This is a genomic window from Arthrobacter woluwensis (assembly GCF_030816155.1).
GTDB classification, from domain to species: Bacteria; Actinomycetota; Actinomycetes; order Actinomycetales; family Micrococcaceae; genus Arthrobacter_E; species Arthrobacter_E woluwensis_A.
On the sequence record NZ_JAUSXR010000001.1, the window covers coordinates 2,120,161 to 2,145,456 of the forward strand.

At 68.3% G+C, this 25,296-nt stretch carries 24 protein-coding genes and 2 pseudogenes; 7 read left to right on the forward strand and 19 right to left on the reverse strand.

Annotation, left to right across the window (positions count from 1 at the left end; all coding sequences use genetic code 11):
* Positions 1-18: 18 nt before the first annotated feature.
* The 4 genes and pseudogenes from QFZ52_RS09665 to QFZ52_RS09680 all read right to left on the reverse strand — a co-directional run.
* Positions 19-576, reverse strand: a pseudogene (locus QFZ52_RS09665) (3'-5' exonuclease); the annotation flags it as partial.
* Positions 577-664: 88 nt separating this feature from the next.
* Entirely contained in the window at positions 665-1,351 is a 687-nt protein-coding gene (locus tag QFZ52_RS09670; RefSeq protein WP_307497402.1) for a hypothetical protein, read from the reverse strand.
* Positions 1,348-2,295 (reverse strand): ABC transporter ATP-binding protein, encoded by a 948-nt coding sequence (locus QFZ52_RS09675; protein WP_307497404.1) that lies wholly within the window; start codon positions 2,293-2,295, stop codon positions 1,348-1,350. The genes QFZ52_RS09670 and QFZ52_RS09675 overlap by 4 nt, the downstream gene beginning before the upstream one ends.
* A gap of 2 nt (positions 2,296-2,297) precedes the next feature.
* On the reverse strand, positions 2,298-2,699 hold the full coding sequence (locus tag QFZ52_RS09680) for a GntR family transcriptional regulator (RefSeq protein WP_307497405.1): 402 nt from the start codon (positions 2,697-2,699) through the stop codon (positions 2,298-2,300).
* A 164-nt stretch (positions 2,700-2,863) separates the two neighbouring features.
* On the opposite strand from QFZ52_RS09680, the gene QFZ52_RS09685 reads away from it, so the two are divergent.
* Positions 2,864-3,535 (forward strand): DedA family protein, encoded by a 672-nt coding sequence (locus QFZ52_RS09685; protein ID WP_307497406.1) that lies wholly within the window; start codon positions 2,864-2,866, stop codon positions 3,533-3,535.
* A 100-nt stretch (positions 3,536-3,635) separates the two neighbouring features.
* Here QFZ52_RS09685 and rdgB read toward each other — a convergent pair whose 3' ends face one another.
* From rdgB to clpS, 6 genes are read right to left on the reverse strand one after another with little or no spacing between them, the layout of a single operon-like run.
* Positions 3,636-4,289, reverse strand: coding sequence for an RdgB/HAM1 family non-canonical purine NTP pyrophosphatase (gene rdgB, locus QFZ52_RS09690; RefSeq protein WP_307497407.1), 654 nt, complete (start codon positions 4,287-4,289; stop codon positions 3,636-3,638).
* Positions 4,286-5,071, reverse strand: a complete 786-nt coding sequence (gene rph / locus QFZ52_RS09695) for a ribonuclease PH (RefSeq protein ID WP_107002769.1) — start codon at positions 5,069-5,071, stop codon at positions 4,286-4,288. Before rph ends, rdgB begins: the two co-directional genes overlap by 4 nt.
* 23 nt (positions 5,072-5,094) lie before the next feature.
* Positions 5,095-5,892, reverse strand: coding sequence for an MBL fold metallo-hydrolase (locus QFZ52_RS09700; RefSeq protein WP_307497408.1), 798 nt, complete (start codon positions 5,890-5,892; stop codon positions 5,095-5,097).
* On the reverse strand, positions 5,889-6,887 hold the full coding sequence (gene murI / locus QFZ52_RS09705) for a glutamate racemase (protein ID WP_307497410.1): 999 nt from the start codon (positions 6,885-6,887) through the stop codon (positions 5,889-5,891). Before murI ends, QFZ52_RS09700 begins: the two co-directional genes overlap by 4 nt.
* Complete coding sequence (locus tag QFZ52_RS09710) at positions 6,884-7,489, reverse strand: DUF2017 domain-containing protein (RefSeq protein ID WP_307497411.1); 606 nt, start codon at positions 7,487-7,489, stop codon at positions 6,884-6,886. Before QFZ52_RS09710 ends, murI begins: the two co-directional genes overlap by 4 nt.
* A complete protein-coding gene (gene clpS, locus QFZ52_RS09715; RefSeq protein ID WP_208189260.1) occupies positions 7,482-7,832 on the reverse strand; it encodes an ATP-dependent Clp protease adapter ClpS in 351 nt (116 codons plus the stop codon). Before clpS ends, QFZ52_RS09710 begins: the two co-directional genes overlap by 8 nt.
* A gap of 110 nt (positions 7,833-7,942) precedes the next feature.
* Here clpS and QFZ52_RS09720 point away from each other — a divergent pair, with 110 nt between their 5' ends.
* The 5 genes from QFZ52_RS09720 (at position 7,943) to QFZ52_RS09740 (ending at position 13,786) form a co-directional block, all read left to right on the forward strand.
* Positions 7,943-9,268: a nicotinate phosphoribosyltransferase gene (locus QFZ52_RS09720; protein ID WP_307497414.1), complete on the forward strand. Its 1,326-nt coding sequence runs from the start codon at positions 7,943-7,945 to the stop codon at positions 9,266-9,268.
* A complete protein-coding gene (locus tag QFZ52_RS09725; protein WP_307497415.1) occupies positions 9,265-9,879 on the forward strand; it encodes an isochorismatase family protein in 615 nt (204 codons plus the stop codon). Before QFZ52_RS09720 ends, QFZ52_RS09725 begins: the two co-directional genes overlap by 4 nt.
* A gap of 119 nt (positions 9,880-9,998) precedes the next feature.
* Positions 9,999-10,835: an IclR family transcriptional regulator gene (locus QFZ52_RS09730; protein ID WP_307497417.1), complete on the forward strand. Its 837-nt coding sequence runs from the start codon at positions 9,999-10,001 to the stop codon at positions 10,833-10,835.
* A gap of 171 nt (positions 10,836-11,006) precedes the next feature.
* Positions 11,007-12,479 carry an aromatic amino acid ammonia-lyase gene (locus QFZ52_RS09735; RefSeq protein WP_307497418.1) on the forward strand — a complete coding sequence of 491 codons (1,473 nt, stop codon included), beginning with the start codon at positions 11,007-11,009 and terminating at the stop codon, positions 12,477-12,479.
* A gap of 2 nt (positions 12,480-12,481) precedes the next feature.
* Positions 12,482-13,786, forward strand: a complete 1,305-nt coding sequence (locus QFZ52_RS09740; protein WP_307497420.1) for an MFS transporter — start codon at positions 12,482-12,484, stop codon at positions 13,784-13,786.
* A gap of 65 nt (positions 13,787-13,851) precedes the next feature.
* Here QFZ52_RS09740 and QFZ52_RS09745 read toward each other — a convergent pair.
* From QFZ52_RS09745 to QFZ52_RS09775, 7 genes and pseudogenes are all read right to left on the reverse strand, one after another.
* Positions 13,852-15,628, reverse strand: a pseudogene (locus tag QFZ52_RS09745) (DEAD/DEAH box helicase).
* Positions 15,629-15,761: 133 nt separating this feature from the next.
* Entirely contained in the window at positions 15,762-16,070 is a 309-nt protein-coding gene (locus QFZ52_RS09750; RefSeq protein ID WP_307497421.1) for a DUF3039 domain-containing protein, read from the reverse strand.
* A gap of 89 nt (positions 16,071-16,159) precedes the next feature.
* Positions 16,160-16,942 (reverse strand): glucosamine-6-phosphate deaminase, encoded by a 783-nt coding sequence (gene nagB / locus QFZ52_RS09755; RefSeq protein ID WP_307497422.1) that lies wholly within the window; start codon positions 16,940-16,942, stop codon positions 16,160-16,162.
* A 90-nt stretch (positions 16,943-17,032) separates the two neighbouring features.
* A complete protein-coding gene (locus QFZ52_RS09760; protein ID WP_307497423.1) occupies positions 17,033-18,604 on the reverse strand; it encodes a transporter in 1,572 nt (523 codons plus the stop codon).
* Entirely contained in the window at positions 18,586-19,404 is an 819-nt protein-coding gene (locus QFZ52_RS09765) for an ABC transporter ATP-binding protein (protein ID WP_307497425.1), read from the reverse strand. Before QFZ52_RS09765 ends, QFZ52_RS09760 begins: the two co-directional genes overlap by 19 nt.
* 199 nt (positions 19,405-19,603) lie before the next feature.
* Positions 19,604-20,596 carry a tetratricopeptide repeat protein gene (locus QFZ52_RS09770; protein WP_307497427.1) on the reverse strand — a complete coding sequence of 331 codons (993 nt, stop codon included), beginning with the start codon at positions 20,594-20,596 and terminating at the stop codon, positions 19,604-19,606.
* A gap of 67 nt (positions 20,597-20,663) precedes the next feature.
* Positions 20,664-22,496 (reverse strand): hypothetical protein, encoded by a 1,833-nt coding sequence (locus QFZ52_RS09775; RefSeq protein ID WP_307497429.1) that lies wholly within the window; start codon positions 22,494-22,496, stop codon positions 20,664-20,666.
* Positions 22,497-22,632: 136 nt separating this feature from the next.
* Here QFZ52_RS09775 and QFZ52_RS09780 point away from each other — a divergent pair, with 136 nt between their 5' ends.
* Positions 22,633-23,976 (forward strand): AI-2E family transporter, encoded by a 1,344-nt coding sequence (locus tag QFZ52_RS09780; RefSeq protein ID WP_307497430.1) that lies wholly within the window; start codon positions 22,633-22,635, stop codon positions 23,974-23,976.
* Between the two features lie 100 nt (positions 23,977-24,076).
* On the opposite strand, the gene QFZ52_RS09785 is transcribed toward QFZ52_RS09780, so the two are convergent.
* Positions 24,077-24,892 carry an alpha/beta hydrolase gene (locus tag QFZ52_RS09785; RefSeq protein ID WP_307497431.1) on the reverse strand — a complete coding sequence of 272 codons (816 nt, stop codon included), beginning with the start codon at positions 24,890-24,892 and terminating at the stop codon, positions 24,077-24,079.
* A gap of 61 nt (positions 24,893-24,953) precedes the next feature.
* Positions 24,954-25,295, reverse strand: a complete 342-nt coding sequence (locus QFZ52_RS09790; RefSeq protein ID WP_307497432.1) for an ATP/GTP-binding protein — start codon at positions 25,293-25,295, stop codon at positions 24,954-24,956.
* Between the last annotated feature and the right edge of the window lies 1 nt (position 25,296).

Sequence of the window (25,296 nt, forward strand, 5' to 3'; positions counted from 1 at the left end):
GGTCGGCACACCCGAGGTCTGCGGCAACGCCATGCCGAGGCCCTGATACAGCTCTTCGACCGAGCCGGCGCCCTGCCGGGTGGCGATGTCCACCAGGATGCCCGCGCAAGCCCGTGCGTCCTCCGCCGGGTCGTGATGATTGACCAGGGTGACGCCCGCCTGGTGAGCCGCGAACGGCAGCGAGTTGGATGGCAGGCTGTAGCAGCGGCGGGAGAGCACCACGGTGCAGGCGTAGCGGTAGCGGGGTGCGCGCTCCCCCGAAACCCTCAGCGCGGCGTCGATGACGCCCAGGTCGAAGGCGGCGTTGTGAGCCACCACCACGTCATCCCCGATGAACTCCTGAATGCGCGGGAACAGCTCCAGGAAGCGGGGCTCCCCGGCCACTTCGTGCGGGTGGATGCCGTGGATCGCGATGTTGCGGGGGTCGAAATGATCATGCCCCGCGGGCGGCCGGATGAGGAAGCAGTCCTCCTCCACCACGAGGCCGTCGCGGACCCGGGTCATCCCCAGGGCACAAGGAGAGCCCCAGAATCCGTTCGCGGTCTCGAAGTCGATCGCGGTGAAATTCAGGGGCACTCCTCAAGCCTACGCCTTCGTGCCGGTCCTCCGGGTCAGGCCATCCGGCGAGGTCACGCCGTCCGGCCTTTCGCACTCAGGCGGCCCGTCAGGGCACTGCACGGCGGATGGTGAGGAACGCGCCCAGTCCCATCGCCGCCGCCAGCAGCGCGAGGATTCCTGAGAGACCCAGGATGGAGATCTGGACGAGGAAGTCGCCCACCGCGCCCCAGAACCCGCCCAGCGTGATGACGAAGATCGCGGCCACCACCAGGAGAGCCAGTCCGATGCTCACCACGAGGACTCCCGTGACACCCCAGCGCTTGTAGAGCGTGGCGCCCCAGAAACCGAGCGTGAAGAAGAACAGCGTGATCACGAAGGACACGATCATGCTCTGCCACCACGGCCCGTCGAAGAGGAACGGGACGCGGAAGAAGTAGCCGTCCATCCCCCAGCCGTGCGTCGCGAGCTCCACCTGGGTGCCGATGCCGTAGATCACGGCCATGCCGAGCGCCACCGCGGTGAACGTCACGTAGGTGCCGAGGAAGAAGGCCCGGCGGGTGACGCTCATGCCGAGCGAGAACGGGAACGTCAGCGTCAGACTCTGGATCCCGAGGGCGAAGAAGTACCAGAGCGGCGCGAAGGGCGCGCCACCGCTGAACTTCGGGCCGGCGGGGATGATGGCGAAGAGCGCCAGGCAGAGGGCGAAGGCTCCGCCGAGGATGACGGACGGGATCCCCAGGAACGTCCACTTGTTGATGAGCTGCATGCGGCTGACCGCCAGGACCCTGTTCACCGGGCCACCTCCTTGCTGTCCGTGCCGCGGCCGGAGCCGGCGGCGTCGTTCAATGAGCTCTCCGCGCCCCGAGCGGACAGGGAGGCGTGGACCACCAGTTGCTGGAGCGAGACCTGTCCGAGCGTGAGCCCCAGTTCGGCCGCCTCGCGGCGCTGCATCGGGCTGAGCCGTCCGGCGATCGACACCGACACCGTGTTGAGCAGGCGCTCTTCAAACAGGACCGGATATCCCCCGACGAAGGCGGCGACCACGTCGGCCGGACCCGCCACACTGACGGCCGAACCACGGATCTCCTCCGCCTCGTCGTCCATGATGATCCGGCCCCTGTCGATGACCACGATGTGCTCCAGGAGGTTGGCCACCTCGTCGATCAGGTGGGAGGAGAGCACCACGGTGCGGGGATGCTCCGCGAAGTCCTTGACCAGGTGGTCATAGAACAGGTGGCGGGCCACCGCGTCCAGGCCCAGGTACGGCTCGTCGAAGAACGTCAGCTCCGCCCTGCTCGCCAGGCCGATCACGATCCCGACGGCGGAGAGCTGGCCCCGCGAGAGCTTCTTGATCCGCCGTTTGAGAGGCAGCTGGAAATCCTCGGCGAGGCGTTCGGCGAAGGCCTGATCCCAGTCCGAGAAGAACAGGGCGGCTGCCCTGAACGCCTGCGCGGGGGTGAAATCATCCGGGTACTTCTGAGACTCACGGATGAAGCAGATCCTGCGCAGGACCCGTTCGTTCTCATACGGATCCTCGCCGAACACGCGGACCGTGCCGCTGCTCGGGAAACCCTGCGCGGTCAGGATGGACATCAGGGTGGTCTTGCCCGCCCCGTTGCGCCCCAGCAGGCCGTAGATCCTGTTCTCGCGGAACTCCAGATCCACCTCCTCCAGGGCGGTGACGTCCTTGTACCTCCGGCCGAGGCCGCGCACCTGGACCACTGTCTGTTCGTTCATGGCTATGCCTTCCCCTGCGTGCTCGTGTCGTGGCCTTCGGCCGTCCCGTCGTCCAGCGCCGCGGTCAGCATCGCCAGGAGCTCGGCGCGGGCGATGCCCAGCTTTCCGGCCTCGAGGCAGAGCGGCTCCACGAACTGCGACTTGAAATGCTCCCGGCGGCGGCCGAGCAGCTTGTCCCGCGCTCCTGCGGCGACGAACATGCCGATGCCGCGGCGCTTGTACAGGATTCCTTCTTCCACCAAGGTGTTCACTCCTTTGGCAGCCGTGGCCGGATTGATGCGGTAGTACTGGGCGAACTCATTGGTCGAGGGCACCTGGGATTCCTCCGGCAGCGCGCCCGAGACGATGTCGTTCTCGATGAGCGCGGCGATCTGGAGGAAGATCGGGCCGGAATCGTCGATCACGGCGCGCCTCCCAACCACGTTGGTTCATTACTCATGTAACTAACCATAGAACCACCGAACCCGTCACGCAAGCCCATGGAGCGAACGTCCAGCGAAACCCCAGTGGGGACCCGTAGGCTGGGACGGTGATTGATGCCTCTTTTGCCGCCGATACCCTGCACGCCATGGCGCGTGTACCCGTACCGACCGCTTCCTTCCTGCCGGACTGGCTGAACCCGCAGATCTTCCTGGCCGACCCGGCGCTGGCGCCGTGGGTGGTCCTGCTGGTCTGCGGCATCGTCTTCGCGGAGACCGGCCTGCTGGTGGGGTTCTTCCTGCCGGGTGATTCCCTGCTCTTCACGGCCGGCCTGCTCGTGGCCACCGGAACCATCAAGTTCAACATCGTCGCCCTGATCACCCTCGTGGTCATTTCGGCGATCATCGGCAACCAGTGCGGCTACCTGATCGGCCGCAAGGCCGGCCCCGCACTCTTCAACCGGCCCGAATCCCGGCTGTTCAAGCACGAGAACGTCGAGAAGGCCCATGTCTTCTTCGAAAAGCACGGCGGCAAGGCCCTGATCCTGGCCCGCTTCGTGCCCATCATCCGCACCTTCGTCCCGGTGATCGTGGGCGTCGCGGAGTACGACCGGAAGAAGTTCTTCCTCTTCAACGTGATCGGCGGCGTCCTCTGGGGCGGCGGCGTCACCCTGCTCGGCTACATCCTCGGCGACCGCGTGCCGTGGGTCTCCAAGAACCTGGACCTGATCTTCATCGCGATCGTCCTCGTCTCGGTCCTGCCGATCCTCATCGAGGGCATCCGGGGTTACCTGGACAAGAGGAAGTCCGGACAGGCCTGAGTCCTGCCGCGGACCCTGTCCGGCCCCGGACACACGAGAGCCCCCACTGGATCCCAGTGGGGGCTCTCGTGTGTCACCGGCAGATCAGCCAGATCAGCGGCTAGGACAGTGCCTTCACGATCGCGGGCAGCAGGGCACGGAACGCCTTGCCGCGATGGCTGATGGCGTTCTTCTCCTCGCGGCTCAGCTCGGCACAGCTGCGGGTCTCGCCCTCCGGCTGCAGGATGGGGTCGTAGCCGAAGCCGCCGTCGCCGCGCGGCTCACGGAGCAGGGTGCCATTCAGCGTGCCGTATTCGACGACGTCGTACGCCTCCTCGTCCGCCCCCGGCACCGTGAGTGCGGCGGCACAGACGAACGCGGCGCCGCGGTGCGGCTCGGCGATGTCCCCCAGCTGGGCCAGCAGAAGATCGAGGTTCGCCTGGTCGTCGCCGTGGCGGCCGGCCCAGCGGGCGGAGAAGATGCCCGGGGCGCCGCCCATGATGTCCACGCTCAGGCCCGAGTCGTCCGCGATGGACGGCAGCCCGGTGGCCGTCGCCACGGCGCGCGACTTGAGCAGGGAGTTCTCGGCGAAGCTCGTGCCGTCCTCCACCACGTCCGGCACGCCCGCCGTCGCGGCGTCGATCACCTGGGTGTCGACGTCCAGGCCGGGCACCTGCCCGCGCAGGAGGTCACGGAGTTCGTTCAGCTTGCCGGCGTTGCGGGTGGCGAGCACCAGCCGGGCACCGTCGGGAACGGTGTACTCGGGGGCCGTCACAGGATGCCGTCCAGGGTTTCCCCGAGCGTCTCCCGCTGGATCGCGGCAAGCTGGCTCGTGCCGATCAGGGCCAGGTCCAGGAGACGGTTCAGCTCGTCCCGGTCGAACGGCGCGCCCTCGGCCGTGCCCTGGACCTCCACGAACTTGCCGCCACCGGTGACCACCACGTTCATGTCGGTCTCGGCGCGCACATCCTCCACATACGGCAGGTCCAGCATCGGCACGCCGTCGATGATGCCCACGGAGACCGCGGCGATCGTGTCGGTCAGCGGCTTGGCCTTCGGGGCGATGAGCTTGTTCTCCCGCGCGAAGCGGATGGACTCGGCGAGCGCCACGAAGGCGCCGGTGATCGCCGCGGTGCGGGTGCCGCCGTCGGCCTGGAGCACGTCGCAGTCCAGGACGATGGTGTTCTCGCCCAGTGCCTTGGTGTCGATGATGGAGCGCAGCGAACGGCCGATGAGCCGGGAGATCTCGTGCGTGCGACCGCCGATCTTGCCCTTCACGGACTCACGGTCGGAACGCGTGTTGGTGGCACGGGGCAGCATGGCGTACTCGGCCGTGACCCAGCCGCGGCCCTCCCCCTTGAGCCAGCGCGGCACCCCTTCGGTCAGGGACGCGGTGCACAGCACCCGGGTGTTGCCGAACTCGATCAGCGCGGACCCTTCGGCCTGGTTGGACCAGCCGCGGGTGATGCTGATGGGCCTCAGCTGCTCGGGGCTGCGCCCGTCGGCGCGCACCACGGTGGCGGGCAGGGATGACTCGTTCGAAAGGTTGGGGGTCATGACACCAAGCCTATCGCGGGCGGTCAGAGCTCGTAATGCACGCCCGCCACGGCCACCGAGACCCCGCCGCCGAAGACTTCCTTGGCCTCCGCGAGCACGGTGTTCGCGTCCGTCCAGACCGGGATGTGCGTCAGGAGGAGCCGCTTGGCCTCCGCTTCGACGGCCGCTTCGCCTGCCCTCTTGCCGGTCAGATGCACGTCCTTGATCGCGTCGTCCCGGCCCTCCTGGAAGGCCGCCTCACAGAGGAACAGATCGGCGTCGCGGGCTGCTTCGACCAGTGCGGGGCAGCTGTCCGTGTCACCCGAATAGCTGAGCACGGTCTCCTTGACGGTCCCGTCCTCGAGCTCCTGACGGCACTCCACGCGGAGGGCGTACGCCTCCTCGATCGGGTGGTTCACGGCGTAGGGCGTGACGGTGAACGGGCCCACCTGGACCGGCTTCTCCACGGTCCAGGAGCCGAAGTCGAAGTCCTCGTGCATGCCCGGATCCAGCTCCAGGCCGTATGCCGTGGCCAGGCGGTCCGCCGTCGCTTCGGGTCCCCAGACCGGGATCCGGCCGCGGTCCCAGCCACCGGGCTTCCAGTGCACCGCGACGTGCAGTCCGCACAGGTCCATGCAGTGATCCGGGTGCAGGTGACTCAGGAAGATCGCGTCGATGTCCTCGAGATCCGTGTACCGCTGGAGCGAGCCGAGGGCGCCGCTGCCGAGGTCCAGGATGATCTTCCAGCGGCGTCCACCGCTGTCTGCGGTCAGGAGATAGCACGACGCCGGCGAACCGGGCCCGGGGAAACTCCCCGTGCAGCCCACGATGGTCAGCTTCATCCCTGTCCCCCGTCCGCCGTGGCCTTCGCCACGAAGTGGGAGATGCGCGGCTGCCGGGCCGCCGCCCGTGCCGCCTCCAGCATCTCCGGTGTGATCTTCGCCAGGCTTCCGGTGGGATAGCTCGCCGAGACATGATCCACATGCTCCACGCTGACCACCTCCGGTCCGAGGAATCGACGGGCCAGTTTCCCGAACCCGTCGGCGTCACCCGTCGCGACGAAATGGTGCTTCGGAGTGGCCGGGTCCTGGCGTTCCAGACCGTGCCTGATGAGTGAACGGTACACGTCCTTGGCCGTCTCCTCGGCACTGGAGACCAAGGTGACGTCCTCCCCCATCACGTAGGAGATGACGCCGGTGAGCAAGGGGTAGTGCGTGCACCCGAGCACCAGCGTGTCCACGCCTGCGGCCTTGAGCGGAGCCAGGTAATCCTCCGCGAGCGCCAGAAGCTCCGGCCCCGTCGTGATGCCCTCCTCCACGTACGGCACGAACTCGGGACAGGCCACCGAGAGGACCTCCAGGTCAGGGGCCGCCGCGAAAGTGTCCTCGTACGCCCGGGACCCCACCGTGGCGGAGGTCCCGATCACGCCGATCCGCCCGTTCCGGGTCGAGGAGACCGCCCGGCGCACCGCGGGCTGGATGACTTCGATCACGGGGATGCCGTAGCGGGCCTCATAGCGTTCGCGGGCATCGCGGAGCACGGCCGCCGACGCCGTGTTACAGGCGATGGTGAGGAGTTTCACGCCCGAGTCGACGAGTTCGTCCATGATGCCGAGGGCGTTGGCCCGCACCTCCGCGATCGGCAGAGGGCCGTAGGGGCCGTTGGCGGTGTCCCCGACATACAGCACGGCTTCGGTGGGCAGCTGGTCGATCACGGACCGTGCCACGGTCAGACCCCCGACACCCGAGTCGAAGATCCCGATCGGACGCTCGGAGCGTGGCAGCTGCGTGGCCTCGTTCGCGGCCGACAGCAGCTGCTCGGAACCCGGCAGACTCATGCGCGGCCCTCCCCCTCGCCCTTCTTCCCGGCCCGGGACGAGCCGGCATCCAGGCTGTAGCTGAGGGCCTGGACCAGGGAGTCCTGAAGCCAGGTCACGAAGTTGTAGACCACGGAGAGGTAGGTCTCCAAGTCATCGGCGTCCGACCACTCCTGCATGGCGTGGACCGCCTCGGCGTCATCCTGGGTGCGGATGCCGAGGCGTTCGCTCACCACCAGGCGCACGTCGTTCAGGGCCATGGCGAAGTTCCGGGCCTGGTTCTCATCCAGGTGAAGCTCATTGCTTTCGAGCGCCAGGGAGGCCGCACGCAGCGCGCCGATCTTGCTCTCCCGCAGCGAACGCTCGGTGAAGCGGCGGAATTCGAGGGCGGCCTCGTCGTCGTCCTTCACGCCGTCCGGGAGGAGGCGGCGCAGCGCGGCATCCGACGGAGGGGCGATGTGGGGGTCGAAGCCGACCAGCGCCACCAGCGGATCCTCGGAGTCCAGGGCCTCGGGCTCCAGCATGCTGATGACGTCGGAGAACAGCTTCCGCAGGAGTTCCCGTTCCTCTTCCTCGAGGAAACCGGTGATGCCCCGGCTGCCCGGCACGAATGTCTTAGCCATGCTGTCCCTTTCCACCGGCGCCGGCTCGTTCCACGGTGGCCCAGAGGCCGTACCCGTGCATCGCCACCACGTGCTGTTCCATGCGCTCCCGGCCCCCGTGGGCCACGATCGAGCGGCCTTTGCGGTGGACTTCCATCATGAGCCGGTCGGCCTTCTTCTGGGAGTAACCGAAGTAGCTCCGGAACACGTAGCTGACATAGCTCATGAGGTTCACGGGATCATTCCAGACCACCAGATTCCACGGGGTGTCCGTGAGCGTCCGTTCCTCCAGGCCCTGCTCCTCACGGACCTCCGGGTCCGTCAGGGCGGCAAGCCGCACCTCTGCCGTGGCTGTGGGATTCATTAGTCCATTCTAGGCAGTGTCCGGGACCCACCGTGTCCCCGGCGGGTCGCCCGGCGCCGGGCGCGGAATGGACCAGCGCCGGATCACGGCGTGGGGATAAAGTGTGATGCGTGAGTACACCCTGGCAGCAACCCCGCGCTTCGCTGTATACCGACCACTACGAGCTCACCATGGTGCAGGCGGCTCTGGAGTCAGGCGCCGCCCAGCGGCGCTCCGTCTTCGAGGTCTTCGCCCGTCGCCTTCCGGACGGCCGCCGTTACGGCGTCGTCGCGGGCACGGGCCGTCTCCTGGAGGGCATCCGGAACTTCCGTTTCGGGCCCGAGGAACTCGACTTCCTCCGCAGCACCGGCGTGGTGAATGAGAAGACCCTGGCCTTCCTCGCGTCCTACCGTTTCACGGGCGACATCTGGGGCTACCCCGAAGGCGAGCTGTACTTCCCCAACTCCCCGCTGCTGGTGATCGAGTCGACGTTCGCCGAGGCGTGCATCCTCGAGACCTACGTCCTCTCGGTCCTCAACCATGACAGCGCCATCGCCTCGGCGGCGTCCCGGATGGCGCTGGCCGCCCGGGGCCGCCCGTGCATCGAGATGGGCTCCCGCCGCACGCACGAGGAGTCCGCCGTCGCGGCCGCCCGTGCCGCCATCATCTCCGGCTTCGTCAGCACCTCCAACCTGGAAGCCGGTCTGCGCTACGGTCTGAAGACCTTCGGCTCCGCCGCGCACTCCTTCACCCTGCTGCACGACACCGAACGCGATGCGTTCACCGCGCAGCTCAGCTCGCTGGGCCCGGAGACGTCTCTCCTGGTGGATACCTACGACGTCGAGACCGCCGTCCGCACGGCCGTCGACCTGGCCGGGGACAAGCTGGGCGCGGTGCGCCTGGACTCCGGCGACCTGGTGGCGCAGGCGCAATGGGTGCGTCAGCTCCTGGACGAGCTCGGCGCCGTGAACACGCGGATCGTGGTCACGAGCGACCTGGACGAGTACGCCATCGCCGCCCTGCAGTCCGCCCCGGTGGACTCCTACGGTGTAGGCACCTCGCTGGTCACGGGCAGCGGCGCCCCGACCGCGGGCATGGTCTACAAGCTCGTCAGCCGCACCAACGACGACGGCGAGTTCGTCTCCGTCGCCAAGGCCGCCAAGAACAAGGCGAGCGTCGGCGGCCGCAAGTACGCGCTGCGACGGCTCAACGAGCGGGGCACGGCCACCGCGGAACTCGTGGGCATCGGCCACGAGCCCGAGAACGACGGCAACGACCGGCCGCTCCTCGTGCAGTTCGTGGCGGGCGGAGAGGTCCTCCCCGGCTGGACGGGCCCCGAGGCGGTGACGCGCGCCCGCGAACGGCATGCCGCGTCCCTGGCCGAGATGCCGCCGGCGGTGAACAGGCTCCAGCGAGGAGAACCGGTCATTCCCACCCTCTACGAGGAGGCACCATGAGCAAAGCCCTGATCATCGTGGATGTGCAGAACGACTTCTGCGAAGGAGGATCGCTGGCCGTCGAGGGCGGAGCCGCCCTGGCCGCGGCCATCAGCGAATACCTGGACGATCACGGCCATCTGTACGACCATGTCGTGGCAACCCAGGACTGGCATGTCGATCCGGGCAGCCACTTCTCCGACGAGCCGGACTACCAGGACACCTGGCCGCGCCACTGCGTCGCCGGGACGAGCGGCGCGGAACTCCATCACGACCTGGACCAGGAGTTCATCGAAGCGATCTTCCGCAAGGGCCGCTTCGCCGCCGCCTATTCCGGCTTCGAGGGGCTGCTCGCCCCTGAGGACGCCGTGTCCACCGGGGACCGCCAGCCCGGCGCGCTGCCCTCGGAAGACGAGGACGGCGAGTCCCTGGACGAATGGCTCCAGGAACGCGATGTCGAGGACATCGTGGTGGTCGGGATCGCCACGGATCACTGCGTCCGCGCGACCGCCCTCGACGGCGTCCAGGCCGGTTACGCCGTCACGGTCCTCCGCGAGCTGACCGCCGCGGTGGCGGATGACCCGGAGCCGACCTTTGACGAGCTCGAGGAGTCCGGCGTCGCCATCGCCTGATCCGGCGTTGCGTGGGGGCCGGCCTCCGGGCCGGCCCACGGCGTGTCCCGTGAAGCGCCGCCCGTCGTTCGACGGCGTGGGCCACGCGGCGAGGTCCACGCGGCGAGGGACAATGAGGCATGGCTGAGAAGCGCGCATCACAGGTCCCCTCCGCCTATGAGGTCCTGGCCGTCCTGGAATTCATCGGCACTCAGCCTGCGCCGGTGCAGGCCTCGACCATTGCGCGGGAGCTGAAGCTTCCGCGTTCCACCACGTATCACCTCCTCACGGCCCTGGTCAGCGAAGGCTTCGTCACGCACCTCCCAGAGGAGCGGCGCTATGCCCTCGGAGCGGTGGCGCACGAGCTCGGCACGGGCTATGCGCGCCAGGTGCCGTTGCAGCGTCTGGCCATCCATCCGATGGCGGGCCTGGTGAAGAAATCACGGAACACGGCCCACCTCACCGCCATGCGGGGCCGCGAAGTGATCTACCTGATCGAGCAGCAGGCTCCGCGCAAACCGTCGTTGGTCACCCACGAAGCCGTCCGGCTTCCCGCCCATCTGACGGCCAGTGGACGAGCCATGCTCGCCTGGATGCCGGAGGCTCAGGTCGCCGCCATCTATGCGGGTGAAACCGTCCTCTCCCGGCGCACCGACCACGGCCCGGCGACCGTGGACGAACTGATCGCCCTGCTGAGTTCCATGCGGACGGCCGGGTTCGCCTGGGAATGCGAAGAAGTGACGCGAGGTCTGTTCTCCGTGGCGGCGCCGGTCTTCGACCGCTCCGCTCATCCCATCGCCAGCGTCGCGCTGACGGTCCGCGCTGAGGACATCGCGGCACCGGAACCCGAAACCGCCGTGGATTCCGCACTCCCCTCAGAAGTCCGGGCCCTGGGTGCGAAGTACGCCAAAGCCGTCAGGGACTGCGCCCACGAACTGACCAGACGCCTGGGGACGGCGCGTTCCACCGACCGCTAAAGTCTCAGATCCGAGACACGTGTTCCCGCGGACAGCGCCCGTGGGGCCGCCGCGTCGCGTTCAATGGAGTATGACCTGGATCACGCCAGAGAGGGCGGGCCGGGTCCTTCCCCTCGGACAGCCCGGGGAAAAGCCCTCGGCCAGGGCATCGCGACGCAAGGATTCACGCACATGCACCAACCACCCCCTCTTCACGACCCGGTCCTTCGGCTCGGCCACGCACCGTTGACCTGGCAGGAACTGTTCCGTCGAAGCCGGACACCCCTCAGAGTCGACATCGATCCCGAGGCCGCACGCCGGGTGACCGTGTCCTGGGAAACCGTGACACGGGTCGCCCAGCAACGTCCGGTCTACGGCCGGACCACCGGCGTCGGCGCCAACCGCACGGTTCACCTGGACACCTCAGATTCGGAAAAAGACCTCAGTCTCCTCCGTAGCCACGGCACCGGCTCGGGACGCTGGCTGCCCTCGCGAATGGTGAGGGCCGGGCTCCTGGCACGGCTCAACCAGCTGCTCCAGGGCGGTTCCGGGATGCACCCGGACATCATCCCGGCGCTGGAAGACACGCTCGCCTCCGATGAACTCCCCCGCGTCCACGCCTTCGGGGCCATCGGCACCGGAGACCTCAGCTCCTTCGGTGAGGTCGCGCTCGGACTCATGGGAGAGTCGGAGCTCTCTGGCGGATCACTGATCCGGCGGTGGTGGCCTCACGAAGGTGACGCACTGCCGTTCCTCTCCACCAACGCGATGACGACGGCGCAGGCCGCCCTCCTCGCCGGCCGCCTGCACGCCTGGCTCTCGTGCTACGAAAAAGTCGCCGCCCTGTCCTTCCTGGCAGTGGGTGGATCCAGCGAGACGTTCGCGCCCCAGCTCGACCGGGCCCGTCCGCACCGAGGACAGCTCACGGTCGCGGAGCGTCTGAGGACCCTTCTCCAGGGCGAGGACCATGAGCCCCGGCGCGTGCAGGACTCCTACGGGTTCCGGGCACTACCCGCGGTCGCAGGCGCGTTCCAGCAGACTCTCGACCGGCTCGGAGAGGTCCTGGACATCGAGCTCAACGCGGCCTCCGAGAACCCCTTCGTGTCCCTCGAGGCCTCCGACGTGTTCCACAATGCCAACTTCCACACCATGGAGCTGGCACTCGCCCTGGATCAGACGAAGCTGGCCTTGTCCGGCGTCGGGCATCTCTCGCTCGCCCGGCTCGGTGACCTGTCGAACCCCGGAATGACCGGTCTCCAGCCCTTTCTGGCCCAGGGGAACCCTGGTGACAGCGGCATCATGGTCCTCGAATACAACGCGGCCGCCGCGCTGTCACGCCTGCGCGCAGCCGCTCAGCCGGCCTCGCTCGGATCGGTCGTCATCTCCCGGGGAACCGAGGACCACGCCAGCTTCTCCACTCAAGCGGTGGAGCAGCTCACCCAGTGCCTCGACGCCGCCGAGACCGTGCTGGCGTGCGAACTGGTGGCCTGTGTCCGCGCGCTGGTGCTCCAGGGCCGGGCCCCGGCCGCCGACTCGGATCTCGGTTCCTTCTTCGATTCCCTCCAACCCCTCCGCGCCGCCCAGGCGCCCGGCGACCGCTCCTTGAGCGATGACATCGCCCAGGCAACCCGCCACCTCCACCTTCTCTCCGCTGACGAGGACTGATCATGCACAGCACCACACCGGCCACCCACCGGAATCTCGACGACATCCCGTTCGGACGTTTCCACCTCAAGGTCACCGCCATGACCTTCGGCGCCAACTTCTCGGACGGCTACGCGCTGGGCATCATCGGCGGGGTTCTCCCCGTCCTGACCGAAAGGATGAACCTGGACGGTTTCTGGCAGGGCATGCTCGCCAGCTCCGCGTTGATCGGGCTCTTCCTCGGCAGCCTGTGCCTGGGGAGGGTGGGTGACATCATCGGGCGCCAGAGGGTCTACGTGCTCAATTTCATCCTGATCGCCCTCGCATCACTCGCACAGCTGTGGGCGCCCAATGTGGAGACCCTGTTCGTCCTGCGACTGCTCATCGGCTTCGGGCTGGGCGCGGATTACGCGGTCGGCCCGACCCTCCTCTCCGAGTTCGCCCCACGACGCCACCGCGGCATGATGCTCGCCTCGCTCACGGTGCTCTGGACCGTGGGGTACGTCGTGGCCAACATCCTCGGAACCTATGCCTCCTCAAGCCCCGACGCCTGGAAATGGCTTCTGGCCAGCGGCTTCATCCCGGCCGTGATCGTGCTGATCGTCCGGATCGGCACACCCGAATCGCCGGGCTGGCTCATCAGCAAGGGCCGTGTGGAGGAGGCCCGGGAGATCGTCCGCAAGTATCTGAAGGTCGAACTTGATCCCGCCGAATACGACGTCACCTCCAGCAGTGGCAACTACCGCGAACTCTTCAGCCCCGCGATGTGGCGCCGCACTGCCTTCGGTTCCCTGTTCTACAGCGCCCAGGTCCTTCCCTATTTCGCGATCTACACCTTCGTGCCCACGATCCTGGGAGAGCTGAAGATCGACGATGCGGATCTGCAGAACCTCATCATCAACCTGTTCCTGCTGGCCGGTGGAGTGGTGGGCCTGTGGTTCGTGCAGAAGATGCCCCGGCGCGGCTTCACCATCTGGACGTTCCTCATCCTGGCCGCCTCCCTGGTCGCCCTCGGCGCCATGGCTGACCTTCCGGCCGTGTTCATCATGGTGCCCTTCGCCATCTACACCTTCGTGATGTCGGGGGCCTCGAACATCACGCAGGTCTACCCGCCGGAGCTGTTCCCCACGGAGATCCGCGCCTCAGGCGTCGGCTTCGTCAATGCGATCAGCCGTATCGCTTCGGCGGCAGGAACGTTCCTGCTGCCGCTCAGTCTGGAGGCGTGGGGAATCCCGGTGTCCATGTACTGGCTGGCGGGTGTGCTGGTCCTCGGCATGGTCGTGACCATCGCCTGGGCGCCGGAGACCCGCAAGGAACACCTCGTCTAGTGACAGGACAGCAAGAAGACGCGTGAGGGTCCGCCGGAACCGGCGGACCCTCACGCGTCTGGACGCTACTTCCGTCCGACGAACCAGCCCTGGATCTTCGCCAGACGAGCCTTGAGCTGCTCCTCGCTCGCCTGCGCGACGGCCGGACCGCCGCACACCTCACGCAGCGTGTTGTGCACCATGCCGTGCGGCGTGCCGGTGCGCGCCGACCAGGCCGAGACGTTCTTCGCGAGCTCGTTGCGCAGATCCATCAGACGGCGGTGATCCGCGACGCCGGGCGCCTCCGTGGGAGCGGCGGCGGGCTTCCGCCGGCGGGACTGCTGCTCCGCCTGGCGTTGCCGCAGCAGCACGCCCACCTGGTCGGCGTCGAGCAGACCGGGAATCCCGAGGAAGTCCAGCTCGTCCTCACTGCCGATGTCTCCACCGGTGCCGAACTCGCCGCCGTCGAACAGCACGCGGTCGAAGGAGGCCTGCGAGTCCAGCGCCTCGAACTTGCCCTTGGTCAGGGAGTCTGAGGCCTTCTCCTCCCGGTTCGCCTCGTCCATCAACGAGTCCTCCGGGTTGAACAGCCCGTCCTCGTCCTCGTTCCGGGGCCGGTCCAGCGCGTGATCGCGCTCGGCCTCCATGGAGTTGGCGAGGCCCATCAGCTGCGGGACGGACGGCAGGAACACCGAGGCGGTCTCGCCGCGCTTCCGGGCACGCACGAAGCGGCCGACGGCCTGGGCGAAGAAGAGCGGCGTGGAGGTCGAGGTGGCGTACACGCCGACGGCCAGGCGCGGCACGTCGACGCCTTCGGACACCATGCGCACCGCCACCATCCAGCGGCTCTGCCCGTCGGAGAACTCCTCGATCTTGCTCGAGGCCTTCGCGTCGTCGGAGAGGATCACCGTGGGCGACTCCCCCGTGATCCGGCGGAGCTGCCCGGCGTAGGCGCGCGCGTCCTCGTGGTCCGTGGCGATCACCAGCGCGCCCGCGTCGGGCACGGTGCGGCGGACCTCGGAAAGGCGCTTGTCCGCCGCCGACAGGACCGCGGGGATCCATTTCGCCCTGAGGGTTCAGCGCCGTCCGCCACGCCTGCGACGTCACGTCCTTGGTCACCGCCGCCTCGCCGAGCGACGCGGCCATCTCCTCGCCGGCACTCGTCCGCCAGCGCATCTGTCCCGAGTAGGCCATGAAGATGACCGGGCGGACCACGTGGTCCTTGAGCGCATTGCCGTAGCCGTAGCTGTAGTCGGCCTTGGAGCGACGGATGCCGTCCTTGTCCTCGGCGTACTCCACGAACGGGATGGGCGAGGTGTCGGAGCGGAACGGGGTGCCCGTCAGGGACAGACGTCGCACGGCCGGTTCGAACGCCTCACGGAGCCCGTCACCCCAGGACAGGGACTCGCCACCGTGGTGGATCTCGTCCAGGATGACGAGCGTGCGGGCCGCCTCGGTCCGGGCCCGGTGCAGCATGGGCTTCGACGCCACCTGGGCGTACGTCACCGCGACGCCGATGAACCCCTGGCCGTGCCGGCCGTCCGAGTTCTTGAAGTTCGGGTCGATCGACAAGCCGACCCGGGCTGCGGCGTCGGCCCACTGCCGCTTCAGGTGATCGGTGGGCGCCACGATGCAGATGCGATTCACGACGCCGGAATCCACCAGGGTGGTCGCCACCCGGAGGGCGAAGGTCGTCTTACCGGCGCCCGGCGTGGCGACTGCGAGGAAGTCCCGCGGCCGGGTGCTGAGGTACTTGTCCAGAGCCTCCTGCTGCCAGGCACGCAGTTTGGGCGCGGTGCCCCAGGCGGCACGCTCAGGGTAGGCCGGTGGGAGGGTGGGGCCGCCGAAGAGCGTGTCAGTCATGGGGAAAAGAGCCTCGCTAGGGTCGTCGGTCGTCAGCGGAAGAAGCAATGGCGGGCCGTGGGGAACGCCGGGGCGCGGCGGCACCCGGCCGGTCCCTCAGGAAACCCGCGCGCAGGGCGCGGAAGGGCGGGCGCTACTTGGCGCCGTCGTTGTCCTTGCCCGGACGGAGGCCCTCGTAGATCTCCTTGCACGTGGGGCACACGGGGAACTTCTGCGGGTCACGGCCCGGGGTCCAGACCTTGCCGCAGAGCGCGATGACAGGCTCGCCCGTCAGCGCGGACTCCATGATCTTCTCCTTGCGCACATAGTGCGAGAAGCGCTCATGATCGCCCGGTTCCACCTGTTCGCGCTGCTCGGTGCGCTCGATCGTCGCGGTTGAACCGCCCGGGCCGGAGAGCTCGCGCGAGGGGTCGTTCTCAAAAGGATCGGGAGGCAACGTCATGACACCCACTCTACCGTGCCCGGACCTGAAGAAGGGCTCCCGGCGGACGTCTGAACGTCCGCTGGGAGCCCTTCGCGGGACAGCTGGACTCAGAGTCCCTGCCACTCCGGCTTGCTCTCGAAAGCATGGCGGTAATAGTCCGCGAGGCGCAGTGACGAGGCGGCCGCCTCGTCGATCAGAATGGTCGCGTGCGGGTGCAGCTGGAGGACCGAGGCCGCGCAGATCGCGGCGACCGGCCCCTCCACGAAGTCGTGGACCGCCTGTGCCTTCTGGGCCCCCGTGGCCACGAGGACCACGTGCCGGGCGTCCATGATGGTGCCGAGTCCCTGGGTCACGACGTGATGCGGGACATCGTCGATGCTGTCGAAGAACCGGGCGTTGTCCTTGCGGGTCTGTTCCAGGAGCGTCTTGATCCGGGTCCGGCTGGCGAGCGAGGAGCCGGGCTCATTGAACCCGATGTGCCCGTCGGTTCCGACACCCAGGATCTGAAGGTCGACCCCTCCCGCTGCCTTGATCGCGTCCTCGTACTCCTGGCAGGCCGCCGCGAGGTCTTTCGCGGCGCCGTTCGGGCTGTGCACGTTCTCCGGATCGATGTTGACCCGGTCGCTGAACTCGCGGCGGATGACCTCGCGATAGGACTCCGGATGCCCCAGGGGCAGACCGACGTATTCGTCCAGGGCGAAGCCGTTCGCCCGGGAGAAGTCCAGACCGTCCTCCGCATGGCGGCGGGCGAGTTCGTCGTAGATCGGCAGCGGTGAGGAGCCCGTCGCCAGGCCCAGCACCGCCTCCGGTTTGCGCTTCAGGAGCGCCTCGATGGCGTCCGCCGCCATGGCACCGATGTGAGCGGCATCGGGGAGGATGACAACTTCCATGCTCTTGCGGCCTCATTTCCTACTCAGGAGCTGTGAACTGCTTCGATCTTATACAGTTCGACCCCAAAAAACGATAGAAAGTGAGTGAAGTCAGCTATTTTTAATCAATTGTGCTAAAAGTTCCGGTCCTCGGCGCTCAACGTCCCGGCCACCGAGACGCACTCCCAGCCACAGGAGGAAGGCTCCCCAGGCCGTCCCGGCCACGAGGTTGATCCAGCCCCACAGGTGGTTTCCGGTCACGAGCTCCGCGATCAGCAGCCCGGCGAGCGGCAGGCAGATCACCAGGAGCACGAGCATGCCGACACCCTGGACCGCCAGGGTGAGGCCCTTGCCTCCGGGCGGGTTCTTGAACGGACTCTCGCCGGGCTTCGGGACGGCCGTCACGTAGCGGGCCGAGATCACCGAGGACAGGCCCAGACCCGCCATGAGCACGCCGGCCGACGCACCGAAGATGCCCGCGAGCAGTTCCCACCGCCCGCTGAGCGCGATGGAGGCGAAGACCACGACCACCACGGCGGGCACTGCCAGGATGCAGCAGCCGAGGACGCGGCCCCAGCGGTCCGCGCGTCCCGGCGTGCCGGTGGAGAGGTGCAGGGCGAAGGCGGTGTCGTCATAGGAGACGTCCGAACTGATGCTCCAGGACATGAGGAACGCCACGAGCGGGCCCACCACCAGCAGCATGGTGAAGTTCCCGTTCCGCATGCCCATGAAATACAGGAGGACCGGCATGAGCGGCACCACGATCAGTGACGCCGAATACCGCGGATCGCGGAACCAGTACGTGGCCGTGCGGGCCGCGACAGCACCCGTGGGGGTCGCGGGGAACCACGAGAAGAAGCCGAGCTTGCCGGCGGCGCGCTTGGCGCCGGTGGCCCGCGGCGGGTTGACCATGGACCGCACCAGGGCGATGTTCCACAGCCAGACCGCCAGTGCCATCACGGCGAGGCAGATCAGGATCCGGAGCGCGGCCGAGCCGTAGTCCCCGGCCGCGACGTCAGCGGGCAGGGCCCAAGGGGCGCCGAAAGGAGTCCACGCGAGAGCAGCGGCGAGGTCGGGAAGGTACCGCGCATTGTCCTTGAGTCCCTGGGCGGCGCCGCTGAAGATCGGGCCCAGCAGCACGAGCGGGATGAAGATCAGGATGGTCCCGATCTCCCGGTAGCGGCGGGACTGCGCCAGGTTGTTGCCCCAGGCGGCGGCACACCGTGAATAGAGCAGGCAGCTCGCCAGGCCCAGGAGCGCGCCCACCAGGGCGGCGAACACCTGCAGCGGCGACCTCCACCAGCTCACGACCGTGGTCAGACTCAGGATGGCCGTCAGCAGGCCGGGAATCCCCACCAGGCCGGCGAGCGCCATGCCGGTCATCAGGTCACGCTGCGGGATGCCGAAGGCGGCGAACCGCTGCGGGTCCAGGGTCATGTCCATGCCGGAGGCGAGGATCGGCACCACGGTCCAGCCCAGCACCGCGGCGAATCCGGCCAGCACCAGAATGGTCCTGGCGAGGTCGACGTCCGCCAGGCGCAGCACGATGAGGCCGATGACCATGAACGTCAGGACGCCCAGGCCGTACAGCCCGCCGAGCACCAGACCGACGATCTGCCACGGACTGCGGCGGAACCCGTTGCCCAGGATCTGGAGTTTGAGCCTCAGGAGTGTCGCAACCATGCCAGCCCCTCCCCCTCGTGACGGCCGCCCACCAGGCTGACGAAGCGCTCTTCGAGGCTCTGCCCCGCACGCACCTCGTCCACGGTGCCTGCCGCCAGGAGACGCCCACCGGCCACCACGGCCACGTGGTCACAGAGGCGCTGGACCAGGTCCATCACGTGGCTGGAGATCACCACGGTGCCGCCGGAGGCCACGAAGCCCTTCAGGATGTCGGTGATGTTCGCGGAGGACACGGGGTCCACGGCCTCGAAAGGCTCGTCGAGCACCAGGACCCGCGGAGCGTGGATCAGCGCCGAGGCCAGGGCGATCTTCTTGGTCATGCCGGCGGAGTAATCCACCACGAGATTCCCGGCGTCCGCCGTGAGATCCAGGGCGGCCAGCAGTTCCTGGGCGCGCACGGCCACGGTCTCCCGGTCCATCCCCCGCAGGAGACCGGAGTACGTGATCAGCTGCTCACCACTGAGGCGGTCGAACAGGCGGACACCGTCAGGAAGGGTCCCCAGCAGCTTCTTGGCCGCCTGCGGGTCCTGCCACATGTCCACCCCGAGGATCTCGGCGCTTCCGAAATCGGGGCGCAGAAGTCCGGTCGCCATGGACAGCGTGGTGGTCTTGCCGGCGCCGTTCGGTCCGACCAGGCCGAAGAAGGATCCCACGGGGACATCCAGGCTGATGCCGTCGACGGCGATCTTCTCACCGAAGCGCTTGGCCAGGCCGCGCAGGGCGATGGCCGGGACGTGCGACGGGGCCCTGGGGACTTCCACCGGGGAAAATGGCTGGGATTCCGGGTGCGAGTGAGTCATGCATTTCACGCTAACAAGTGTGATGACACTCGGGGATGCTACTTCAGGACGATCTTTGCCTACGCCCAGCGGGTGCCCTGCGCCCGGTTCCGGACAACCTCCGGACACACCGCAGGGAGGGCATCCACTGTGGGATGCCCTCCCTGCGGTCACACGCGTCGCCGGCGGTCGGCTCACTGAGCGTCCGCTCAGAGTCGGCTCAGAACAGAACCCTCGCCAGAGCCTGGCGCGCCGCGGCCACGTGCGGATCCTTGACGCCCACCACTTCGAAGAGTTCCAGCAGGCGGACCCGTGCGGTCTCACGTTCAGGTCCGAAGTGGCGTCCGATGAAGGTGACGATCCGCGAGAAGGCGTCCTCGACGTGGCCGCCCGAGACGTCCAGATCCGCCAGGCGCAACTGGGCCTCGACGTCGTCGGGGTCGGCTGCGGCCTGCTGGCGCAGAGCCTCGGCGTCCGTGGCGCTCAGACCCTCGAGGCGCAGCAGGAGGCGCACCTGCGCCAGTCCGGCCTTCGCCTCGTGGTCGGCGGGCTGCTCGTCGAGAGCCTGCTGGTAGGCGCGTTCGGCCGCGGCGTAGTCGCCGGACTCGATGGCCTCCAGGGCCTCCTGATGTAACGGCGGCAGCGGCGCCTCGGCAGGCTCCGCGCCGGCGCCGTCACCGGAGACCGGGCCGATCCGGCCGTGCACGCCGTTCGCCTGCGCCAGCTGCAGCAACTCGGTGAAGAGCGCTTCCAGATGCGCCTCCTCCACGGGACCCTGGAACAGGGGCACGGGCTGACCCTTGACGACGGCGACCGCGGCGGGAACCCCGGAGATCTGCATGGCCTGCATGATCTCGGGGAAGGCCTCGACGTCGACCGCGCCCAGGACCATCGCGCCGTCCTGGCGATTGACGAGCTCCTCGACCAGGCTCAGCGTGCGCTGCGACTCGGGCGAGTACTGGGCCCAGAGGGCCAGGATCACGGGCACCTGGACGGAGAGCTCCACCACGTCCTGGAAGTTCGCTTCGGTGACGTTCGCGCGGTACGACCCCGCGCCGCCGGCGCTCTCCGCTCCGTCAGCGGCGGACGCGGCCGGAGCGGCTGCCCGGGGAGCCGGGGCCGGAGCCTGGGCGCGCGCCTTCAGGGCCGAGAGATCGACCGCGCCGCGAAGGCTGGCGAGTGAATCGAATGGGTTCTGTGCTGCCTGGGGCAACTGTCCTCCTAGGGGATCGGCCGGTGAGGGATCACCTCACCGGCCGGGAAACGATGCGTGGACGGGCTCAGCCCAGCTTGACGCCCGTGAGGTAACGGTCCGCGGACAGCAAGGTGAAGCTCTCCTTGGAACCGGCCGGCGGGATGCGCAGCGTCACCGAGTCGATGAAGTGCTGAGTCACCTTCTTGTTCGTCTTCTTGGTGCCCGCCAGGGTGGCCACGGCCTGATCGGACAGGTCCACGGTGTCGCCGTCGTTGGTGGGCTCGAGGGTGATGGTGAACTCGAGGTCCGCCACGACCACGGCGCCGCCGTCGTCCGACTGGAACACGGCGTCCGGCTGACCGAGGAGCTTGTAGTCGAACCCGGGCTTCACGTTCGCCCCGTTGTTCTTCGGGTCGATCGCGTCCTTCTTCTGCTGCTCCGCCTGCTGGAAGTAGGTGTTGTCACCGAACTTCAGCTTCGCCGAGCCGTTCGGGTCCTTCAGGCGCGCCACCAGTGCCGCGATCGCGTCCGTGGGGCTCGCCGTCAGGCCGCTGGCGCTCTTCGCATCCAGAGTCTTGACGCCGTCCGCGCTCATCGCGGGGAAGGTGTTGCCCGGCAGCAGGTAGGACGCGCTCACGAGCTTGTAGTTCTCCCGGGCCGACTTCTGGGTCAGCGTCAGGATCAGCGGCGTGGGGTTCTTGGCACCCTGGGTCACGGCGGTCACCGTGCGCGGCCACGCGCGATCCGTCGGGACGACCTGGGCCAGCAGCTTCTGAGCGGCGACCGGCGCGACCGCCGGGTGGCTTGAGGCCGAGGCGCGGATCTTGTAGTTCTGCGTGCGGATCGTGAGCGCCTCACCGGTGGCGCGATCGCCCAGGTCCTTGGCGTTCTTGGCGGCATCCGCGGTGCCGACCGCGTCCGCGGTGCTGGAGAGGATGCGCTTCAGCTGATCGTGTGTCACCACGGGCACCGCGCCGGACCCGGCGTCGGAGGCCGCGGGGCTCGACGGCGAGCTCTCGGCGTGAGCGGGGACGGCTGCTCCCAGCGCGCCGGCCACGGCCAGGCTGAGCGCACCGGCGATGGCGGGGATCCGCTGGAATGCAGACGGCTTGTCCTTCGGCTCGGCGTTCTCCGCCTCGCTGTCCTTCGGCTCAGCATTCTTCGGCTCGACGTCCTTGGGCTCGACGACGCCCGCGGTCTCCTCGGAGGCGGTCGTCTCGGCGTCGGAGGCATCGGAAGCCGGAGCCTCCACCACGGTGTCCGCGTCACCCGAGGTCGTGGAACCGGCGCCGCCGGTCGAGGTGGCCTTGGCCGGCGTGGAGCCGCCCTTGCCGAAGAGGAAGGCGAAGAGGAGTGCGCCCAGCATGAGCAGGCCGCCCAGCACCATGAGCGGAACGCTCCACGGGGTGCTGGTGTCATTGGCGTAGCTGAATTCGAGCTGGGACGGGGCCGGCTTGGTGCCGTCGCTCGCGATCACCAGCGACCAGTCGCCCTTCTCCGGTTCGGACCAGGCGAACTTGAGCTCACCGTTGCCGGACTGGGTGCTCGCCCAGATGTCGGCGGTGGCGGGGTTCGGCGCCTTGGCGTCGCCGTCGACGTGCTGGACGTCGAGCGCCTTGCCTTCCGCGTCCGCGCCCTTGACGGTGTTGTGAGCGGTCTTGTCCACCCAGGCGGCGACGTCGTCGGGGCGTCCGACCGCGACGGTGAAGCTGCCTTCACCCTTGATGTCCAGGTCGACCTTGCCGTCGCCGAACTTCGCGAACGCGGGGTCCACCACCGTGAGCGGGGCCTGCTGCACCGAGGAAGGGAGCGCAACGCTCACCCTCTCGGGCGGAGCCCAGAAGGTCTTCTGGCCGATGCCCAGGAACAGGGCTACCAGTCCCAGGACAAAGACGGCGATCGCTGACTTCAAACGCACAAATGCACCTAACATCGGGGTCATGGTCTCTTTCATGGTATCCGCTGAGGCTGGGAAGCAGGGAGGAAAGGACTGCGCTGATAGTGTGAATCCGGCCCCAGCCCATCATTTCGCCTGACCACCCAAGGAAGACCCCATGAGTGAACACCAGCCGGAGAACACCCCGCCCACCGAGGCGACGGAACAGACGACTCCTGACGCGGAGTCCGCCGCCTCCGTCCCGGCGCCCACCCCCGCTGCGCCCGCCTCCCGCGAGGGCGCGGGCGCAGCCGCGGCGAAGCTGCCGGAGGCCGTGGCTGCGGACACGGGTCTGCTCGGCCGGGTCAAGCGGGCCTTCGGCCAGCTGAAGAAGCCGGTGCCGGGCGCACTGCCCCGGGCGCACTTCGCCCTTCCCGAGGCGAGCGACGACGAGGCCAACCTCACAGAACCGGCCGGACAGGGCTTCTCGGTGCAGCGTCCGGTGTTGCTGGGATTCATGCTCACCGTGGGCGTCGGGCTGGCGCTGCTGCTCTTCTACGTCGGAAGCCACACCACGCAGCTCATCCTCTGGATCATCGCGGCGCTGTTCATCGCGCTGGGTCTCGATCCCGTGGTCCGCACCCTGGAGAACCGCAAGGTCCCTCGCCCCGCGGGCATCGTGATCGTCCTGCTCGGTCTCCTGGCCGTGGTGGGCGGCTTCTTCGCCACCCTGATCCCGACCGTGGTCGACCAGGTCAATCAGATCATCACGCAGGGCCCGGTCTGGATCAACGACTTCCTGCGCTCGGACTTCTACAACAACCTGAATGAGCAGTTCGGGCTGAAGGACCGCGTGACGGAGGAGATCCAGAAGTTCATCAAGGACTCCAGCGCCGTGGGTGGCGTGTTCGGCGGAATCGTCGGCTTCGGCACCTCGGTCGCCAACGGCCTGTTCGGCGCGTTGATCGTCCTCGTCCTCACGCTGTACTTCCTGGCGGCGCTGCCGTCCATGAAGTCCTTCGCCTACCGCCTGGCCCCGCGCTCGCGCCGCCCGCGCGTGATGGAGCTTTCTGAGGAGATCACCCGCTCGGTGGGCAACTACGTGATCGGCCAGGTCTGTGTGGCCCTCCTCAACGCCACCTTCGCGTTCATCGTGATGTCCATCCTGAACGTGCCGTTCTCCGTCCTGCTCGCGTTCGTGGTGGCGCTGCTCGCCTTCATCCCGCTGGTGGGAGGCCTGATCGCCGGGATCCTCGTGACGCTGGTGTCCTTCACCATGGGCTGGCAGACGGCCGTCATCTACGCCATCTGCTACTTCGCCTACCTGCAGTTCGAGGCGTACTTCGTCTCGCCGCGCATCATGCAGCGCGCCGTGTCCGTCCCCGGTTCCGTGGCCGTGATCTCCGTGATCGCCGGTGGCAGCCTTCTCGGAGTGCTCGGCGCCCTGATCGCCATTCCGACCGCCGCGGCGATCATGCTCCTCATCAAGGAAGTCCTGGTCCCACAGCAGGACCGGAAGTAGCCCCGACGGGAACGCAGCGCTGACCGGAAGAAACAGCCCTGACGAGCGAGGGCCCCACCGCTGATGCGGTGGGGCCCTCTCCCGTTCGGAGGAGTCCTCGCTACTGTCCCTGCGCGGCGGGACCTGCCCACTCGGTGGGCAGCGGCGTGGGAACCTCCGGTGCCACGGTCGCCACGATCTCGTTGAGCACCCGCTGCACCTGCTTCTCCCCCACCCAGAGGTGCTTGGCGCCGTCGACGCCGATCACGTCCGCCTGCGGCACCAGCGCGAACCGCTGTGCGGCCTCCGCCGGCTGCAAGTAGTCGTCATGCTCCGGGACCAGGACCTTCAGCGGCAGACCGCTCGGACCCCAGCGACGCAGTTCGTCATCGCCCGCACGGTGCAGCGGCGGGGACAGGAGGATCGCGCCCTCGATCGCTTCGGCGGCCGGGCTGACACTGCCGTAGCTGAGCGCGAGTTCCGTGCCGAAGGACCAGCCGAGGAGCCAGCGCCGCGGGAGTCCACGGTCGACGGCGAAGCGCACCGCCGCCTCGAGGTCGTGGCGTTCGGCAACGCCGCCGTCGAACTCACCGTCACTCGTGCCGCGCGGCGAGGAGGTGCCGCGCGTGTTGAAACGCAGCACGGCGATCCCGGCGAGGGCCGGCAGGCGGTAGGACGCCTTCCGGTAGACGTGGGAGTCCATGAACCCGCCGTGCGTGGGCAGCGGGTGGAGCGTGATGAGGGTGGCGCGGACCTGCCCGTCGGCCGGGAGCGCGAGTTCGCCGTACAGTGTCAGGCCGTCCGCCGTGCGCAGCTCGATGTTCTCCCGCACGGCCGGAAGAACCGTGGACGCGCGGATGGGCTGCGGCCCTCCCGCGTCGGTGAAGGTGAGCGTCGCCGGGTCGGCGGGGTCATAGGCGGAGGGCACTGCAGTCATGCTCACAAGCCTAAGTCAGGACCACCCGCCGTCGCGCCGGGTGACGGAGCACGACGGCCCTTCAGCGGTACCGGTAGCTGCGGCCCGTCCAGCAGCGCGTGTGCCAGTGGCGGCGTTCATTGATGCCGGCCTGCTCGCCGAAGAGGTGGTCTTCCTCCCACACCACCAGGTGAGCGAGACCGGGCGGGATCTGCCGATGGCAGCCGGGGCAGGTGTACTCCTTGCCGGCCCTGAGCGCCGTCATCGTGCGGACCATCCAGACACCGTCCGGGGCCACCTCCCGCCGGTCGATGCCGATCCGCGCGCGCTCCAGTCCTTCGAGCGGAGCAGGCGCCCCACCACGCTTGCCGCTCCCGGTAGGCGTGCTCCCGGGACGACGGCGGGGACGGTTGCTGCGGGGCATG

Excerpts from the sequence above, each read along its gene's own strand:
- QFZ52_RS09675 (WP_307497404.1), bottom strand. The coding sequence starts at position 2,295 with ATGAACGAACAGACAGTGGTCCAGGTGCGCGGCCTCGGCCGGAGGTAC.
- QFZ52_RS09685 (WP_307497406.1), top strand. The coding sequence starts at position 2,864 with ATGGCGCGTGTACCCGTACCGACCGCTTCCTTCCTGCCGGACTGGCTG.
- rph (WP_107002769.1), bottom strand. The coding sequence starts at position 5,071 with ATGACCCCCAACCTTTCGAACGAGTCATCCCTGCCCGCCACCGTGGTG.
- QFZ52_RS09700 (WP_307497408.1), bottom strand. The coding sequence starts at position 5,892 with ATGAAGCTGACCATCGTGGGCTGCACGGGGAGTTTCCCCGGGCCCGGT.
- murI (WP_307497410.1), bottom strand. The coding sequence starts at position 6,887 with ATGAGTCTGCCGGGTTCCGAGCAGCTGCTGTCGGCCGCGAACGAGGCC.
- QFZ52_RS09710 (WP_307497411.1), bottom strand. The coding sequence starts at position 7,489 with ATGGCTAAGACATTCGTGCCGGGCAGCCGGGGCATCACCGGTTTCCTC.
- clpS (WP_208189260.1), bottom strand. The coding sequence starts at position 7,832 with ATGAATCCCACAGCCACGGCAGAGGTGCGGCTTGCCGCCCTGACGGAC.
- QFZ52_RS09725 (WP_307497415.1), top strand. The coding sequence starts at position 9,265 with ATGAGCAAAGCCCTGATCATCGTGGATGTGCAGAACGACTTCTGCGAA.
- QFZ52_RS09730 (WP_307497417.1), top strand. The coding sequence starts at position 9,999 with ATGGCTGAGAAGCGCGCATCACAGGTCCCCTCCGCCTATGAGGTCCTG.
- QFZ52_RS09735 (WP_307497418.1), top strand. The coding sequence starts at position 11,007 with ATGCACCAACCACCCCCTCTTCACGACCCGGTCCTTCGGCTCGGCCAC.
- QFZ52_RS09740 (WP_307497420.1), top strand. The coding sequence starts at position 12,482 with ATGCACAGCACCACACCGGCCACCCACCGGAATCTCGACGACATCCCG.
- QFZ52_RS09750 (WP_307497421.1), bottom strand. The coding sequence starts at position 16,070 with ATGACGTTGCCTCCCGATCCTTTTGAGAACGACCCCTCGCGCGAGCTC.
- nagB (WP_307497422.1), bottom strand. The coding sequence starts at position 16,942 with ATGGAAGTTGTCATCCTCCCCGATGCCGCTCACATCGGTGCCATGGCG.
- QFZ52_RS09760 (WP_307497423.1), bottom strand. The coding sequence starts at position 18,604 with ATGGTTGCGACACTCCTGAGGCTCAAACTCCAGATCCTGGGCAACGGG.
- QFZ52_RS09765 (WP_307497425.1), bottom strand. The coding sequence starts at position 19,404 with ATGACTCACTCGCACCCGGAATCCCAGCCATTTTCCCCGGTGGAAGTC.
- QFZ52_RS09780 (WP_307497430.1), top strand. The coding sequence starts at position 22,633 with ATGAGTGAACACCAGCCGGAGAACACCCCGCCCACCGAGGCGACGGAA.
- QFZ52_RS09785 (WP_307497431.1), bottom strand. The coding sequence starts at position 24,892 with ATGACTGCAGTGCCCTCCGCCTATGACCCCGCCGACCCGGCGACGCTC.
- QFZ52_RS09790 (WP_307497432.1), bottom strand. The coding sequence starts at position 25,295 with ATGCCCCGCAGCAACCGTCCCCGCCGTCGTCCCGGGAGCACGCCTACC.